Genomic DNA, 16,162 nt, shown 5'->3' with positions numbered 1-16,162 from the left:
ATGGCTCTCTCCCTGAAGGTGTATCAGCAGCGGGCCCTGTCCAGCCTTGCTCAGTTCTTGGAAGACGCACGGTTGAGTGGTCCCGAATCTGCGTTCGAGAGGAACGTGGATCCGGGTCTGGTCACGAACTACAAGCCCATGCCGGGAATGGAAGCCACCCCTTACGTGTGCCTGCGCATACCCACGGGTGGTGGAAAGACCGTGATGGGTGCGCACATCATTCAAGCGGCAGGGGATACTTACCTGGAACGGACGTATCCGCTGGTCATGTGGATGGTGCCCACCACCCAGATCAAGACCCAGACGCTGGAAGCGTTCAAGGATCCCCGTCACCCCTACCGCCAGGAGCTTGATGAGGCTTTCGGTGGCAAGGTGGCGGTGTTCGATGTCGAAGACTTCACTCACATTCGCCCCGCCGATCTGGGCACGAAGGTTTGCGTGGTGATTTCCACGATGGCTGCCCTTCGCGTGGAGAACCAGGACGGCCGCAAGGTCTACGAGCATCACGAGGACTTGGAGACACACTTCGCCGGAAGCGTGTCCGATCTGCCTTATCTGGAGCAGAACGCAGCGGGCAAGGCCATCGCCTCGTTCGCCAACCTGCTTAAGCTTCACGGTCCGTTGGTCATCACCGACGAGGCGCACAACGCCAACACCCCGCTGTCCTACGAGGTCTACCAACGTCTGGGTGCAAAGCTAGTGGTGGAGTTGACCGCCACGCCGGAAGCTAGCAAGAGCAACGTGCTGGTCAGCGTCAGTGCCTTCGAGCTGAAGGTGGCCAACATGATCAAGTTCCCAGTCGTGCTCAAGGAGCATGTGGGGCAATGGGAAGCGGCGGTAGGCAGCGCTGTAGCCCGTCGCAACGAGCTGGGCAAGACCGCGCTTAATGAGCAGCCGGACTACATCCGCCCCATCCTGCTGATCCAGGCTGAGAACGCCAAAGGAACGGCCACTGTGGAAGAGGTCAATCGGCACCTCATCGATATCGAGAAAGTCCCAGAGAATGCCATCGCCATCGCCACCGGCGACCAACGGGAAATCGACGGCGTCGACCTGTTCGCCAAGGACTGCCCCATCGAGGTCATCATCACCAAGCAGGCCCTCAAGGAGGGCTGGGACTGTTCGTTCGCCTACGTCTTCTGCTCGGTGGCCCAGGTCAAGAGCGACAAGGACATCCAGCAGCTGTTGGGCCGTGTGCTGCGGATGCCGTATGCCACCCGGCGCAAGCAGGAGGCCATGAACAAGGCCTACGCCCACGTCACCACCACCCACTTCAACGTGGCGGCGGCAGAGCTGACCAAGTCGCTCATTGACATTGGCTTCAATCCGTTGGAAGCCGTGGGCGCCGTCCAGCGTGAACCGACACCTGGGCCTGGCTTGGGCCTGCAAGGCGGAGCGAATCCTGTCCCCACACCGCCCAAGACGACCGTGGCGGTCAGCAAGCCACCGGACCTGACCAACGTGCCCGAGCGCGACCAAGGCAACGTGGTGTTCGTGCCCTACGGGGAAGGCAAGGGCGGAACGGTCGAGATCACGGGGGAGGTGGATGATTCCACGGTGGAGGCGATCACTCTGGCCGCCCCTGCAAAGGAACGCGAGGAAGTTGCGGCCACCATCGAGCGTCACCAGATCGCTTCCAAGGCCGTCAAGGCTCCCAGCCAGAACGGGGCCGTTTTCAGTGTTCCCCGCCTTTGCGTCATGGAGCAGGGCGAACTGGAGTTCATCGAAAGCGGCGCGGTGCCGCCCGGGTTCATGTGGGATCTGCTGGCTTACCCGCCGGATCTGTCCAGCCTCAAGTTCAACGCCGACAGCCAGACCTTCGAAGTCGATCTGGTGGATGAAAAGGTCACCTACACCAAGATCGACGACGACGTGAACACCTACCTTCCGGGCTTTGCCAAGGACCGGACCGAGGCGGACCTGGTGGGGTGGTTGGACCAGAAGATCCGCGACCCAGCCGTGAAGCAACCCGTGTTGCGGGAGTGGGTGCGCCGGGCCATCAGCGGTCTGTCCCAGGACCGGGGCTTCTCCCTATCGCAACTGCTCAATGGCCAGTTCGTCCTCCGGCGCAAGCTGAGTGAGCAGCTCCAGCTCGCCAAGGTCGAGGCACTGAAGGACGGCTTCCAGCAGGCCCTGTTCGGCGATGCCGCCGAGGTCGTGGTCAGCGACGAGCCCGACGCGATGTTCACCTACCCGGCGGACATGACCCTGTATCCGGCGCACTCCTACTACCAGGGCGGCACCTACCGGTTCCGCAAGCACTACTACCCCTTCGTGGGCGACCTTCAGTGGAAGACCGCTGGCGGTAAGGTGGGCGAGGAGTTCCTCTGCGCCCAGGCCATCGACCAGCTGGACGAGGTGGAGTTCTGGGTGCGCAACTTGGTGGATCGCAGCCAGTTCTGGATGCCCACGGCCAAGCAACGCACCTATCCGGACTTCGTCGCTCGTCTCAAGGACGGGCGCCTATTGGTTGTGGAATACAAGGGCGGGGACCGTTACTCATCCGACACCGAGAAGGAAAAGCGGATGGTGGGCGAGCTCTGGGCGACCAAGAGCAAGGGCAAGGGGATCTACCTAATGGCCCAGCTGAAGGACGAGAAGGGCAACAGCGTCACCGAGCAGTTGAAGGCGGCAATCGGGGCTTAAGCGGGGAGGCGATATGGAAAAGCCAGGACAAGTCCAGAAGGTCGTCAGGAAGACGGCCAGCAGTGGCAAGGTGGACTACGCACCACCAGTTGTGCTCAATGAGACCAGCAAGAGCAAGCTGCACGCCCTGGCTTGGTTCATTCCACATAGCGATGGTCGAACCACATTTTCGCTGAAGCTCGAAGGTTTCGTGAAGGCGAAGGATCAGCCTTGGATCGAGGACAAGGCCAAGACCCTCACGTTGTCGGAAACTTCGTCCCTCCAGCTGCTCAAATACCTACAGACACATCTGCCCCTTGCCGCTCAGTCGGAAACAGGTGAGTTCATCTTAATTCGGGTGGCCAACGGCGAGGCCAACCTGACGGGCCACGATCCTCAAGAACTGGTGGGTGCCCTGACAAAGGTCCTGTCGCAGTCGGAGTTGCTGGGCCATTTGTCCAGCACTGAACTCACGCATGAGTTGAGCACGGCGCTGCGTGGGTCAATCCGTCTGAGCGAGATGCGATCAGCCGTGGCCGAACTGCGCTCCAATCTGGGAAGCGGTGAGGCAGGGGAGCAGACCTATCAGGCCTGGTGTGAGAAGCACTGTTGGGCGTTCGGAAATGCCTATGTGGTCCGTGACGAAGTCAGGGCCATTTCGACTGGAGACAACCTTGACCTGTTGTTGCCGAACGTGATCGCCGGCTATCGGGACATCGTTGAGTTGAAACGGCCGGACAAAGAGGTTCTGCTCTACGACGCCGCTCACAAGAATTATTACTTTTCGGCAGACGTTTCCCGGGCCATCGGCCAATGCCACCGGTATCTGGACATCCTCCACCAAGCTGCGAAAGATGGGCTTCTAGACCACAAAGAGGTGGTGGCCTATCACCCCCGCGCCACGATTGTGATTGGCCGATCGCACGGATGGACCGACGAACAGCAGCGTGCACTTCATGGGCTCAATCGCCGTCTCCACGGCATCTCTGTAATGACCTACGACCATCTGCTGGCTCAAGGCGAGCGCCTTATTGAAATGATGAGCCCCGCAGAGGGTGCTGATGCGGAGTCGGCGGTTGAGGAGGACGATATCCCATGGTGATCATTCGCCGAATCGTCGGGACCTTTCCTAGAGCCTTGCGAAGCCACCCATGTCCAGTTTGAGTCCTCGCGAGAAACGGAAACTTGAAGATCTGTTCGGCATGAGCAGTGGTTACGTCCTCGATTTTTCGAACAATTCTTTTGCTCGGTTCTTCGAAGAGGAGGTTAATCGAGACATCTATGGCGGGGCATACAGTGGCAATGGCTCGTCCAAAGCCAACCACCTGCGCAGCTTCTGGACCAGAGAAGATGACTCGTTGGTGGGGCGGGTCATCCACGGACTGCTAGAGCACTGCCGGGACACCGGGCATTCGGCATTGGAGCGGCAGGCACTCTTCAGGGATTGCGAAGCCATTGCAGCGCGACTGGCGCAAGCCAAGCCGGTGGAGGACATCGAGGCCATCGATGGCGACACAGAAGACTTCCAGAAGGTGGCTAAAGCCGCCAGGGAGTGCTTCGAGCGTAACGAGCCAGAGCAAGGCTTGGATCGGCTACATACGTTCCTGGTCAAGTTCCTTCGCAAGCTTTGCGAGGAGCACGGCATCCCCAGGGACCGGTCGGTGCCATTGGGTGGCCTTATGGGCGCCTACGTGAAGCGCGTCAAGGAAGAAGGTCTTCTGACTTCCCAGATGGCAGAGCACATCCTGAAAGGCGCGACCACGATCTTCGGTCAATACGACTACGTGCGGAACAACCACACGATGGCCCATGACAATCCGGTGCTGGCATACGACGAGGCACTTCTGATCGCCAGCAACGTCGCCAGCACGGTGCGCTTCATCAAGGCCTGCGAGGAGAAGTGGAAGCTCGCACGGCAGCAAGAAGAAGCGGCTGCTGCCGAGGACTTGGAGATCCCGTTTTAGTCGTCTGGCGAGTTGCTACCGCACCCGCACAAGTTGATCCCAGCGAGTGGTGTAAGCCGGCGACAAGTTTTTCTGGTTCATCGCCCACACGGGCTTGGCCAGCGCTGGCCCCTTCGATCGCCAAGCCGAGGACGCCATGCCCATGGTGCCCCGGCCGAACTTCGCGTTGGCCTGGTCCATGACCTTCATGAGCGCTTGCGAGCGGGGGTCGATGCCGGCGAACAGGTCGCCCTGATGGACGTCGCCGTGCGTGAGGTCGAGCAATCCCACGCCGGCTTTCTTGTAGCGGTAGCCGTCCTTCCACATGGCGTTGGCTAACCCTTGCGCCACCAACAGCACTTCGCGGGTGTCACTCGTCGGCCCGATGAAGTTGAAGGCCTTGCTGGGGTGATACTGCGCCGCGCCGGGCTTGAAGGGGTTGGTGTTGAGCCACACCCACACCCCACTCGCCTGGAGCGAGCGCGACCGCAGCTTTTCACACGCCCGCTGGGCGAACGTGGACACGGCTTGCTGGAGGTCATCCAGCGAAGTGACCTCTTGGCCGAAAGAGCGCGACACAACGATCTGCTGCCGCTCCGGTTCCACTTCCTCCAGGTCGCTGCACACCACCCCCTGCAGCTCCCGCTGGGTTCGGGCCAGCGTGACCCCGTAACGGGCCCGCAGGGTGTCGGGATCGGCGCGGGCCAGGTCGGCCGCGGTGAGGATGCCTTCGGCGCCCAGCTTGGCCGTGAGCTTGCGCCCCACGCCCCACACGTCTTCCACCGGATAAGTTTCCAGCTCGGGCGAACCGGGGAGGGCGGTGACCACCCCGTGCGACGTCTTCTTGGCCAGCTTGTTGGCGAGCTTTGCCAACGTCTTCGTAGGACCGATGCCCACGCAACACGGAATGCCCACCCATTGGAGGATCTGGGCACGCGCTTGCCGGGCCATCGCCTCACGTTGTTCCGCCGGCACACCGTCGAACGTCACGAACGATTCGTCAATGGAGTAGACCTCCACGCGCGGGAACCACTCCCGCAGCACCGACACCACGCGACCTGACAGATCACCGTAGAGACCGAAGTTGGCCGAGAAGATTCGCAGCTGCCGCCGGATGTGGGGCGGCACCTCGTGGATGGGCTGGCCCATCTTCACGCCCAGATCCTTGCACTCTTGGCTGCGGGCGATCGCGCAGCCGTCGTTGTTAGACAAGATGCACACCGGCTGGCCGCGCAACGACGGGTTGAAAACCCGCTCGCAAGACGCGTAGAAGTTGTTCCCGTCCACCAAGCCGAACACGTCAACGTTCCCTCTGATCCATGGAGTGCCAATGGCGCATCACGCCTCTTGGACGATCGACACCCCAGCCAGTGCGTCGCCGTCGTTTTCGCGGCGCCGCACCTGGGAGAGCACCCCCTCGAACCGTTCCAGTTCGCCCTCATCGGTGGCGGCCCGCCGGTAGGTGTCCCCGTCGTCGAGCACGTCCACGACAACCGCCACGCCGGTGCCGTCCTCGGCCAGGGTCACCTGACTTTCGTAGATGCAGGTGCCGGTCCAGGAGCGCCAGCAGCGCAGCGTTTCCCCGTCCAGCCACACCGCCCACCGGTCGTCCATGTCGCGCGGCCAGAGGCCCTCGCGCAGGCGCGCCAGATCGTCGGCGGTGAAGGCATGGCCACACCGGATCGGCCAGCGGGGCCCTTCCATCGGTTTGAGCTGGCTCCAGCGGCTTGCATCGTCCATGTCAGCGCCTCCATTGCTTGCGGAAAGACCAGGTCACCACGCCCCACACGTCGAGCTCCACGTCCTCCGGGACGACGATGGGGGCGTTGGCAGGATTGCCCGAATGGAGCTCGTAGCGCCCGGCGCGCAGCCGCAATTGCTTGACCGTGAAGCCGCCTTCCCAACACACCATGACGATGTCCCCATGGCGGGCGGTCAGGGAGCGATCCACCACCAGGGTGTCGCCCGGGAAGATCCCGAACTCGACCATAGACGTGCCCGTGTCCGCTTCAACGTAGAACGTGGCCACCGGGTTTCGAACGACCCGCTGGTTGATGTCCAGCACGTCCTGCGAGCCGTAGAAGTCTTCAGCAGGCGAGGGGAAGCCACACGTGGCCCGCACCGGCAGCAGGAGCAGCGGCAGGGGAGTCGCGTGGAGGTTGGCGGGGCCCAGGTAACCGGGCGGAAGCGTGGTGTCGAGCATGGCGGAAGTCTCTACAAGTCAGAATCACCCGGTGAGACGCACCGGGGAGACAGGCTAGCTCCGCCTCCAGACCCTCGTCATTTAGTATTTCGCTGAACGGGCCCAACCCCTTGTCACTGCGAGGGTGGGGCAAGGCGTGAAACCGATGTGGCGCCGGTCGCGGGCGGTTCCACGCGCAGGACTGGACCGCCTCGGGTATGCTCCTTCGGCGGGGTAAATCGGGGAATCTATGGCAAGGCGTAAGGGCCGCGGGAGGCGGCACTACAGCAGCTACGGCAACTATGTCGTCTCCCAGCGCAGGGAGCTGACCACGGCGTTCGGTGGCATCGACCGGGATGTGGAGCGCCTGTTCCTGGCGCTGGATCCTTATTCGCTCGAATTGTTGTTCCAGGCATACGCCAGCCACTACGGCGGGTCGGCCGGTGCTTACGCCCGAAAGACCTACCCGAACTGGCAATCGGGAGCGGTCCGAATGAGCGGCGAGGTGGCCGAGCGGTTGCTCAACCTGCTTCCACCGCGGCTGCCGTATTCGGTGCGCTACGATCTGGTCAAGAAGCTTCGGAATGCGAACTTCCGGCCCATGACCCGTCATGTTCGCACCACCCAGGAGCGGTGGAGGGAGGATTTGCGACCCGCGATCGAAGAGGTGGTCGCGCACGGGGAAACCGCCAGCCTTTCCGATCGCTTGAAAGGCCGGGTTTCATGGTTGGCCAACGGGGACGTTGCCGCAGCCGAGGCGTTGATGTCCGAGGCCATTCGCGAAGAATCGTTGAGCCGGCTGGCCTATCTGAAAGTGGAGTTTCAGCGGCTGGACGCGATCATCGCCCAGCTCGGCGAATACCAGACGGCGGTGACCCACGCCATCGAATTGCCCCAGGGAAGCATCCAGGTGCACATCGCCATTCCGAAAGTGTCGATGTGGAAGAAGTTCACGAATTGGTTGGGATGACAATGAGCAACGATTTGACGAAAAAGCAGAGCGGCACGGGATTGAGCACCGAGAGTGGGCGATTCCGCCAGGACTTGATCAACCAGCTGACACCCGAGCAGCGCAAGGAGCTGGCCTTAAAGGCCGGGCAGGAGCAGTTGGATCTGGATAAGTCTGATGCCGATGCGGTGCGCCGATTCAACGCGTCGTCCGTGGAAATGCAACGAGATGTCCAAACTGCCAAGGATTTGAATGCTATCGGCTCGGATTTCACGATGGAAAATTCTTACAAGACCGCCAGCGGTGAAACGCGGATCAAGGTGACGAAGAACAACAACACCGTCTGGATCGTGGGATTGGTCGTCATTGCAGTCGTCTTTTTCGTGCTCTTCTCGCGCTGAACCATGACCCGCAAGGTCGTTGTTCACTCCAATGCCAAACGGTTCGTCCAAGTGATTGCCGTGGCGATTCTTGCTGCGGCCACCCTTACCGGCCTAAAGAAAGCATCGCAGTGGTGGCGGGCGCCTCCGGAGGTCGCGGAAATATCGGATACAGCGCCTCCCGCTTCTCTGCCGGCAGCAGCCAATATCCTGGTGGGCCGCAGCTCGGTTATTGACGCTGACACGTTGGAAATTCATGGCACGCGGATCCGCTTGGAAGGCGTTGATGCTCCCGAGGCCAACCAACGGTGTGGGTCGGAATCGCAAGATTGGGCCTGTGGCCAAGAAGCGGCCATGGCCCTTAGCGATTGGATTGCAGGTCGTCCAGTGACCTGTCATCCAAAGGGCGCGGATCGATACCAACGGGTCTTGGCCCGTTGTTTCGTCGGTAATGACGACTTGCAGGCATGGTTGGTGAGCAACGGGTGGGCGTTGGCCTACAGGCAATATTCCGCGGATTACGTGGCGGCCGAGCAACATGCAGAGGCCACGCGGGCAGGAATGTGGCGAGATGACTTTGTTCCGCCTTGGGAGTGGCGGAAGCAGCGCCGCTGAGTGCCCGCTTCATGGGTGAATTCAGCTAGTAAGGGTAAGCATGCCGACATGGAAGCCATCGCGATTGCGAAGTGCCCTGTTCAAGGGGGACGACTGGTTGTTCTCGTCGGATGGAGAAACATTTACCCTCTCTGCCCGCGGGCACGTCCCTTTCAAGGGGTCACTTGTTCTCTTACAGGCGTTCGCCTACCGCCGGAAGAATGCATTTCCCGCCACGGGGGAGTGTAAGTTCGTCATTTCAGGGGAGCGAAGAGATCAACTGCTCGGCGGCTTAAAGCCGGACCAAGCGGAGGAGCTAAAACGCTTTCTCGACCAGCATGTTCCAGAGAGCATCGCCGCGCACGCCCTAAGGGGACAGAAGGCACTCAACGAATGGCAGCGCGGACTTAATCGGCGCCTGGAGACGGATGGCTTTATTGAGCCGGCCACCGTAGAGAAGGTTAGGGACAGCATTCCTTCCCCCATCATTGCTGGACTCCCGACATGGGGGGCGCTGTTCAACCACCCCCAGTTGAGTCCAGCGAGGGAGCGATTCAACTCAAGCTTTCCCTTGCTGGGAATCACGCCATCGTCCTACGTGGACCAAACGGTAGAGCGGCACAATCGCCAAGTCTTCGATAGGGCGCTCCAGCGCTGGTCAAGCGCGTTGAGAAATCAGTTGGAGAGCCGAGGCTGGATCGGCCGTCGAACGGCGGCAGCGATGTTGAAGGGGAGCATGGTTCCCCAGTGGCCGGCTCGCGCATGGCGAGATGTTGCCCCGCCCGAATATCAGCCGTCCGCGGAAGCATGGCTTGAAGCCTCAGTAGCGGCGCACAACGCCGCTTTTGAGGCGCACCAGATGGAGGCCAAACGCTCGTTCTTCGAGCGGGTGGAGTCCAACCCCCTGACCGAGGAGCAGGCCAAGGCAGTGGTCTGCATGGACGACGAGCTGCTGGTCGTGGCCGCCGCGGGCTCGGGCAAGTCCTCCACCATCGTGGCCAAGGCTGGCTACGCGCTGGAACAGGGATTGTGCGCGCCGGAAGACATCCTGCTGTTGGCGTTCAACGCCGACGCGGCAGAGGAGTTGCGTCAGCGCATCGCCAAGCGGTTGGGCCACCTCGATGGGGCTGATCGCATCGCTGCCAAGACCTTCCATGCGTTCGGACTGGAAGTCATCGGCGCGGCGACGGGGAAAATGCCCACCCCGGCGCCTTGGTTGAGCAATGGCAAGGACGAGGCTTTCATCGGCCACTTGGTCGATGAACTTTGTGCCGAGAATCCGACGTTCGCGGCGCAGTGGGATCTCTTCCGATTGCTCTACTTCAAGGACGTGGGGCGGTGGGACGCGCGAGAAGAGCCGGAGGACTACGACCCGGAGAGCCAGCGAAAGCGTGGCTTTCGCACGCTGCGCGGGGAGATCGTCAAGAGCAAATCGGAGCGCCTGATCGCGGACTGGTTGTTCCTCCACGGCGTGAACTACCGCTACGAAGAACCGTATCCCCACGACACCCGCACGGCCACCAAGCGGCAATACCGCCCCGACTTCTACTACCCCGACATCGACGTCTTCCACGAACACTTCGCGCTCAACGCCAAGGGCGAGGCGCCTCCAGCCTTCAAGGATTACCTGGAGGGCGTGCATTGGAAGCGGCAACTCCACCGCGACCAGGGCACCCGGCTGTTCGAAACCACCGCCCATGGTCTGCGCACCGGGGCCGCCCTGGCCGCGCTCAAGGACCTGTTCAAGTCCAGGGGCATCGACCTGGTGTTCGATCCTGACCGCGTCCCTCCGGACAATGACCCGGTGTCGCCACAAGCCATCGCGAAAGTCATGCGCGTGTTCCAGCAGCACATGAAGGGCTCGCGGCAGACGGTCGAGCAGGCCCGTGAACGCATCGGCACATTGCCGGGCGCCTTCGTGCCGCGCATGGAGTTGTTCCTCGACCTCTACGAGGCCGTTGCCCTGCGCTGGGAAGACCGTTTGGCCGCGGAGGGGCTGGTGGACTTCGACGACATGCTCAACCAGTCCGCCGACCACATCGTTGCTGGCCGTTTTCCCTGCGGCGTCAAAATGGTCTTGGCCGACGAGTTCCAGGACACTTCCCGCGCACGAATGAGGCTGCTCCAGGCGATCGTTGACGCCAGCGGTGCGCAGTTCACGGCAGTAGGCGATGACTGGCAGAGCATCTATCGGTTCGCCGGCGCCGACTTGGCGATCATGTCGGGGTTCCAGATGTCCCACCCCCATGCCGCCATCCGACACCTTTCCCAGACGTTTCGGTGCCCGCAGTCGTTGTGCGATCTCACGTCGGAGTTCGTGTCCAGGAACCCGATGCAGTTGGTCAAGAAGGTCTTCACCAGAAACCCATTGAAGGGCCCCCGGGTGAGCGTGGTTGCGCTGCCAACTGTGGAAGACATCCCCGGACGTTTGAAGTCCAACATCCAGTCTCTCTACGACAAACTGCCGGAGCCTACCGACGGGAAGCCGCTGCGCTCCATGCTCGTTCTGGGGCGCTACAGAAACGACAAACCCAAGGAGCTGGAAGCGTGGCGTCAGCGGTTCGGGGACAAGATCGACCTCCGGTTCCTAACCATCCACCGGGCCAAGGGGCTGGAAGCCGATTTCGTGGCATTGCTCAACGTGGTGCAAGACACCCTGGGCTTCCCCAGCCAGGTCCAGGACGATCCCATTCTCCAACTGGCCATGCCCGAGCCGGAGATGTTCGAGTTCGGCGAAGAGCGACGACTGTTCTACGTGGCCCTCACCCGTGCGAAGCGTTCGGTAGTGGTTTACACCACCCAGCACCAACCTTCCCAGTTCCTGGTGGAGCTCCAGGCAGATCACGGCGTGGAAATCGTAAGGACGGAAGGGGAGCCTGCGGAAGCCTGCCCGGTGTGTGGTCAGGGCGTGCTGGTGGAGCGCGTCAATCGTGCGACCAAGGAGGTGTTCCACTCCTGTAGCAGGTTCCCACGTTGCCCACCGACCAAGGAAGACTGAAGTGGGTCAGGGCGCTTGAACGGGTCGGAGCAACTGGCGGTCGAGAAGATCCAACAGAGCATCCGCAACATCTGCGGCGGCCACCGCCCAATCGTTGTCTTCTCCGAAATACGTCTCCTCCAGCGGGTCTTCCTTGCCGCCATGGAAAAGGTTGTTTCTAACGCGTCGCATCGCAACGACCAAGGCTTCGGCGTCGTTATGGGGCAGGTTGACGGGCTGGTAGGTCGCCCGTGGTCGGCCCGTCTGGTCAAACTCAATGCGCTCCCTTTTCGGCCGATTGCGTGGTGGAGCAAGCAGCTTTCTCTGAGTGGGAAGGGGAACGAGTGCGACGAATGCTTGCCCCAAGCGCGCCACCGCTCGATCCACCTTGTTCCAGTCCACGTCTACCACGGGAACGGGGGCAGGTGCTGGCAAGGCGCTGAGACGCACATCGATCTCGAATGAGCCGATCTTGAACACCTTCCAGATGGGCGGTTTTGGGGTCTTGGTCTGAAAGAATTCGCTAGTCTGCTTAAGCTGGAACTCAAGCATTCCGAAGGCTTTCAATAGCCGATAGGCTTTGTCGGGTGATACGGGCATGGACTCATCTTAGTCCAGCTTCCTGCTACCACGCAGCCTCCCGCGGCCGCGCTTGCACGTGACGATACGCGACCAAGGTCTTGGCGCCCATGTTCCGGGCCTGGGCCAACTTCGTGCTCACCAACCGATCAGCTCCGCTGTCCAGCAACGCCCGAACCGTTGGTGCGTCAGCGGTCAGCAGGGCGACGTGGAACGGCGAGTAGCCACGGGCGTCGTGCGCGTTGGGTTGGGCCCCGCGCCCGATCGCCAGGTCCACCTGGGCGGGGTTGCGCTGTCGAATTGCAGCGAGTAAGTCGGTGTTGGCCATGCGTCCTCCTGACCCACTGATTTTCCGCTGTAGCGGAAACGCGCAAGGGGAGGGTGACAGTTTGGCAAACTGTCGTGCAACCCCAGCATTTTTTCGCTTTAGTCAGTAAAGCCCTCTGGACAGAATGTCCCTTTCTGCTTGCATGGATCTGAAGGGATACAAATGTATTCCATGGGGGCTGACATGAATTTCGTGGCAAGTATCAAAAAGGGTGTGCGGGGATGGTTAAAGAATTTGCGTGACCCACCAAATCTATTTCAAGAGCCGATCTGGAAGGTTCGCGTGGAGTTCCTTGTATTGACGCTGCTGTCTCCAATCCTGATCCCCCGCTATGTCATTGAGAAACGCATGGGTAAATGGAGGAGACATCGCCGGATGCCACCCATCTTTCAGCTATTCGAGCGCGAAGGAGGGTTCCAGCTGAGGGAGCTTGAGCAGTTGATTGCAGATGGCGCTGATGTGAACGCTCGGGAGCGAAAAGATGGAAAAACGCCACTTATTTTTGCTGTTATGCAGGACAGTCCATGGGAAGAAAATGGGCGAAGGTGGCTCGAGGTTTGTCGCGTGCTGCTCGAAGCTGGCGCAGATCCGGACGCGGATTACGACTGTGGCGAGATAAGGCGGTCACCAATCTATTTCGCCTATCTGGCGGGCAACGTGGAGCTGCTCGACCTGTTGTTGCAGGCAGGGGCCAATCCGCGTTCGAAGGCTTGGTTGCAGTTTGTCAATGCAGAGCCACGTCCCGATGCGTGGCTCGAACAGCAACGTCCGCAAATACGCGATCGCCTATGGAGATGGGAAACGGAACAAGAGGCCCTGCGTTTGGATGCGACTCTCCCTGGCGCAACGAAAGCCGTTCCGAATAGTAGGGCACGGTTATGAGGGTGATCCCATGAACCTGCAACTCACCTGCCTCTGCCGGGAGGACGTGTTCGCCGATGGGTTCGCCTTCGCAGAACTGCTGGAGGCGCCCTTGGCCGCGTTGCGCTGGGGTGGTGCGTGGTTGACCCAGTTGAAGCCCGGTGGGCCAGTGACCGAGGAGGCCATGCGGCGCTTCGCTATGGGCCAGGATTTCGATGGGCAGCCGCGGTTGTGGGAAGGCGAGGGCCACCACGCCCGGGCGGCGGGCTACCGCGTTTCGTTGCGCCTGCCAAAAGGGTTCGCCGCGCTGCTGGATACCGACGGCGAGGAGAGGGCACGGCTACAGGCTGCCCACCGCCATGCGGTTGACCAGGCGCTGTCGTCCCTGCCGTTCCAGCGTGATCACCGGGTGCTCTTCGTTGCATCCGATCGGTTGGAGGATGACTGGACGCACCACTGGTTGTTCGCCATCGCATGCGCACCGAACGGAAAGTGGGAACGGCTTGCGCTGAGCTTGCGGTTGGCGGCCAGCGAGGACGCTTATACCCACGCCATGGGGGCCTTCATGGAAGCGTTGCTGGAGACCAAACGATTGGAGCGCTTCTTCCGCCCAGCCCCCGTGGGCCGACTGAGGCAGAGGCTGTGACGCTGACGTCCAAGCCTCCCTTGACGGCCGTGCTGCCGAAAGTGTCCCTTTCTTCAACCTTGCGCCAGGCATTGGCCGCACGCGCTAGAGCAGCCGGGGTGAGCGAGAGCGAAGCCGTGCGCCAATGGCTCACCGCCTACCTTGCGCGCCCCCCGCTGCTGCGCTCTCCCGTTGCCGGCCGCAGGGACGACCGCTTGCCGCCTATCCGGGCTTCCCGAGACCTGGCCGACCGCGCCCGCCACGAGGCGCAGCGGCAGCATGTGAGCGTGGCGGAACTCATCCGTCGGGTGGTTGCGTTCCACACGTTCTGAGGCGCAACTTGGCCACGCTCGGCGGGTGCCACTTCCCCTTCGCCAGGCGATTCTGCACGAAGGCGCGGTAAGCCTCGGGGGAGGGCGGCGATTTGCGTTTGTGCCGGCGTGTGTTGCAGAGCCAGCAGGCGGCAGCAATGTTGCCGGCCACGTCCTTTCCGCCCTCTTGCTGGGCCACCAGGTGCTCGGCGGTGCAGCGAAGCGGCGTGGCCGTTTTGGCGCGCAGGCCGAACGGCTTTAGTTCATCGGGAGAGGCGTTCCACATCGGCACGCTGCAATAGCAGCACCGGCCCTTCTGGGCGAGGAAAGCCTCGGTTCTCAACCGTTGGAGGTTGGGCATGCTTAGATCTCAAAAGACAGGAAAAACCATCCCGTCGTCGCTTGTGCGATCGAATCGGGACCTGTTGCCTTGAGCTAAGCAGGCAATACGCCGGGGGCATTTCCCCTCGCGGCAAGGGAGTTATCGCGCCCCAGGCTGGTGGGTGTCAAGATGGGGCCCATTCGGGTGGCCATGCCCGGAGCGATGGGCTATAACCGTTGGATTCCCGACCGGAGTGCTCCTTTGGCCCTGACTACCCTGAAATCCCTTAACGCCGAAATCAAACAGCTCGAAGCCCAGAAGAAGCTGGTGGAGAAGCGCGACGGCGAGGTGCCCAAAGCCCTGGCGGTCCTGCAGAAGTATGCGAAGGTCCTCAGTCCGGCCCAGCGGCGGCAGGTGGCCAAGCTCATCGGGGAAACGATCGACGCCAAGCCGGCGCGTGCCGCCAAGGCTGCCCCGGGACCCCGAAAGGGCCGCAAGCTTGGCAAGGTGGCGCCGAAGTATCGCCTCCCAACCGGTGAGACGTGGGCCGGTCGGGGTTTGGCCCCCAAGGTCTTCACCGCGTGGGCCAAGTCCACCGAGGGCAAGGCGTGGGCTCAGGCCAACCCCGGAGCGAAGTTCCCGTCGGCTGATGGGACGGTGAAGAAAGCTCCCGCCAGGGTGGCCAAGAAGACGGGCAAGCCGGTGAAGAAGGCCGCCCAGAAGGCCGTCAAGAAACTTGCGAAGAATGCCGTCGCCAAGAAGGCCAGCAAGAAGGCCTGATCATGCGCGGCCTGTTCCCCAAGAAGAAGAGCCGGCTCTCGCCCCAAGGCAAAGCCATTGCGGCCGCCCACGTGCTGCTGGACAGTGCCGAGGGCCGATTGGACGAGAAGGCCGCCGGCAGGCGCTTGCGCGAGGAAGTGGGCCTTCAATGGTCCTACCTGACCTGCATCCAATGCCTGTCAGGGCAAGAAGCCTTGGCGGCCATTGAATCGCTGCCCAAAGGGTGGCAGGACAACGGGCGCACCCAGGTGCACCTGTTGGGGGCTGCCGTCATGGCGGCGCACACGGGAGCCAACCTGCGTTCGGACGGCAGCTCGCTATGCGCCAGCTACTTGCGATCGCCACACGACTTTCACGCCACTGTCACGCGGTTGTGGTGATCTCACCCCAAGCGAACAGGAGATTGCTGAGCGCCAATGGCCCGGGCGCCTTGACTTGCTGCCAACCCGCGGGCCTGTAGGATCCCATCATGGAGCTACTTTTGCCTCTTGCTATGGTTATCTTGGCCTGCGCAACTGGTCTGGCGCTGCTCCAACTTGTAATCGCGCTCTTCAAGGCGCTGTCCTGCCGGGAATGGTTGCGCCGCAGGAGAGCGAAATGATACGTTCGTTTCGCCACGCCTGCCAGAGGACTCGCGCTTGGCACAGCCCCACAGCGACATCGATTTGGGCCGGAGTCCGCTATTCGTTGACGGGCGACACCGGCT

17 protein-coding genes are annotated in these 16,162 nt (G+C 61.7%); 11 read left to right on the top strand and 6 right to left on the bottom strand.

The window, feature by feature from the left end; all coding sequences use genetic code 11:
* From AC0Z6F_RS02070 to AC0Z6F_RS02060, 3 genes are read left to right on the top strand one after another with little or no spacing between them, the layout of a single operon-like run.
* A complete protein-coding gene (locus AC0Z6F_RS02070; RefSeq protein ID WP_006375715.1) occupies positions 1-2,646 on the top strand; it encodes a DEAD/DEAH box helicase in 2,646 nt (881 codons plus the stop codon).
* Positions 2,647-2,659: 13 nt separating this feature from the next.
* Positions 2,660-3,727 carry a Shedu anti-phage system protein SduA domain-containing protein gene (locus tag AC0Z6F_RS02065; protein WP_006375713.1) on the top strand — a complete coding sequence of 356 codons (1,068 nt, stop codon included), beginning with the start codon at positions 2,660-2,662 and terminating at the stop codon, positions 3,725-3,727.
* Between the two features lie 49 nt (positions 3,728-3,776).
* Positions 3,777-4,589, top strand: a complete 813-nt coding sequence (locus AC0Z6F_RS02060; protein WP_006375711.1) for an abortive infection family protein — start codon at positions 3,777-3,779, stop codon at positions 4,587-4,589.
* Between the two features lie 15 nt (positions 4,590-4,604).
* On the opposite strand, the gene AC0Z6F_RS02055 is transcribed toward AC0Z6F_RS02060, so the two are convergent.
* Genes AC0Z6F_RS02055 through AC0Z6F_RS02045 form a run of 3 tightly spaced genes read right to left on the bottom strand, consistent with a single transcriptional unit; the run spans position 4,605 to position 6,771 of the window.
* Positions 4,605-5,867 (bottom strand): Y-family DNA polymerase, encoded by a 1,263-nt coding sequence (locus tag AC0Z6F_RS02055; protein ID WP_049400618.1) that lies wholly within the window; start codon positions 5,865-5,867, stop codon positions 4,605-4,607.
* A gap of 39 nt (positions 5,868-5,906) precedes the next feature.
* Positions 5,907-6,308 (bottom strand): hypothetical protein, encoded by a 402-nt coding sequence (locus tag AC0Z6F_RS02050; RefSeq protein WP_006375707.1) that lies wholly within the window; start codon positions 6,306-6,308, stop codon positions 5,907-5,909.
* A 1-nt stretch (position 6,309) separates the two neighbouring features.
* A complete protein-coding gene (locus tag AC0Z6F_RS02045) occupies positions 6,310-6,771 on the bottom strand; it encodes a LexA family protein (RefSeq protein ID WP_006375705.1) in 462 nt (153 codons plus the stop codon).
* A gap of 229 nt (positions 6,772-7,000) precedes the next feature.
* On the opposite strand from AC0Z6F_RS02045, the gene AC0Z6F_RS02040 reads away from it, so the two are divergent.
* The 4 genes from AC0Z6F_RS02040 to AC0Z6F_RS02025 all read left to right on the top strand — a co-directional run bounded on the left by AC0Z6F_RS02040 (position 7,001) and on the right by AC0Z6F_RS02025 (position 11,671).
* Positions 7,001-7,720, top strand: a complete 720-nt coding sequence (locus AC0Z6F_RS02040; protein WP_049400617.1) for a hypothetical protein — start codon at positions 7,001-7,003, stop codon at positions 7,718-7,720.
* A 2-nt stretch (positions 7,721-7,722) separates the two neighbouring features.
* A complete protein-coding gene (locus AC0Z6F_RS02035) occupies positions 7,723-8,100 on the top strand; it encodes a hypothetical protein (protein WP_032971159.1) in 378 nt (125 codons plus the stop codon).
* Between the two features lie 3 nt (positions 8,101-8,103).
* Positions 8,104-8,694, top strand: coding sequence for a thermonuclease family protein (locus AC0Z6F_RS02030; protein ID WP_080103076.1), 591 nt, complete (start codon positions 8,104-8,106; stop codon positions 8,692-8,694).
* A gap of 64 nt (positions 8,695-8,758) precedes the next feature.
* The gene (locus AC0Z6F_RS02025; RefSeq protein WP_049400616.1) at positions 8,759-11,671 is read left to right on the top strand and encodes a UvrD-helicase domain-containing protein; all 2,913 of its coding nucleotides are present in this window, start codon (positions 8,759-8,761) and stop codon (positions 11,669-11,671) included.
* 6 nt (positions 11,672-11,677) lie between these two features.
* Here the strand turns inward: AC0Z6F_RS02025 and AC0Z6F_RS02020 are convergent, their stop codons facing one another.
* Together AC0Z6F_RS02020 and AC0Z6F_RS02015 are read right to left on the bottom strand one after the other, a co-directional pair.
* Entirely contained in the window at positions 11,678-12,250 is a 573-nt protein-coding gene (locus tag AC0Z6F_RS02020) for a hypothetical protein (RefSeq protein ID WP_006375657.1), read from the bottom strand.
* Between the two features lie 25 nt (positions 12,251-12,275).
* Positions 12,276-12,557 (bottom strand): ankyrin repeat domain-containing protein, encoded by a 282-nt coding sequence (locus AC0Z6F_RS02015; RefSeq protein ID WP_032971158.1) that lies wholly within the window; start codon positions 12,555-12,557, stop codon positions 12,276-12,278.
* Between the two features lie 183 nt (positions 12,558-12,740).
* On the opposite strand from AC0Z6F_RS02015, the gene AC0Z6F_RS02010 reads away from it, so the two are divergent.
* Entirely contained in the window at positions 12,741-13,439 is a 699-nt protein-coding gene (locus AC0Z6F_RS02010; RefSeq protein ID WP_158229329.1) for an ankyrin repeat domain-containing protein, read from the top strand.
* Positions 13,440-13,449: 10 nt separating this feature from the next.
* Positions 13,450-14,064 carry a relaxase domain-containing protein gene (locus AC0Z6F_RS02005; protein ID WP_006375655.1) on the top strand — a complete coding sequence of 205 codons (615 nt, stop codon included), beginning with the start codon at positions 13,450-13,452 and terminating at the stop codon, positions 14,062-14,064.
* A gap of 276 nt (positions 14,065-14,340) precedes the next feature.
* Here AC0Z6F_RS02005 and AC0Z6F_RS02000 read toward each other — a convergent pair whose 3' ends face one another.
* Entirely contained in the window at positions 14,341-14,715 is a 375-nt protein-coding gene (locus AC0Z6F_RS02000; protein ID WP_076739360.1) for an HNH endonuclease, read from the bottom strand.
* Between the two features lie 222 nt (positions 14,716-14,937).
* On the opposite strand from AC0Z6F_RS02000, the gene AC0Z6F_RS01995 reads away from it, so the two are divergent.
* Both AC0Z6F_RS01995 and AC0Z6F_RS01990 read left to right on the top strand, forming a co-directional pair.
* Complete coding sequence (locus tag AC0Z6F_RS01995; RefSeq protein WP_032971149.1) at positions 14,938-15,456, top strand: H-NS family nucleoid-associated regulatory protein; 519 nt, start codon at positions 14,938-14,940, stop codon at positions 15,454-15,456.
* 2 nt (positions 15,457-15,458) lie between these two features.
* On the top strand, positions 15,459-15,836 hold the full coding sequence (locus AC0Z6F_RS01990; RefSeq protein ID WP_006375651.1) for a hypothetical protein: 378 nt from the start codon (positions 15,459-15,461) through the stop codon (positions 15,834-15,836).
* The last annotated feature ends 326 nt before the right edge of the window (positions 15,837-16,162 follow it).

This window comes from Stenotrophomonas sp. 1L-E-5-B-C3, from assembly GCF_057292075.1.
The sequence above is the reverse complement of the archived record's forward strand: the minus strand, read 5'-3'. Positions and strand labels throughout refer to the sequence as shown.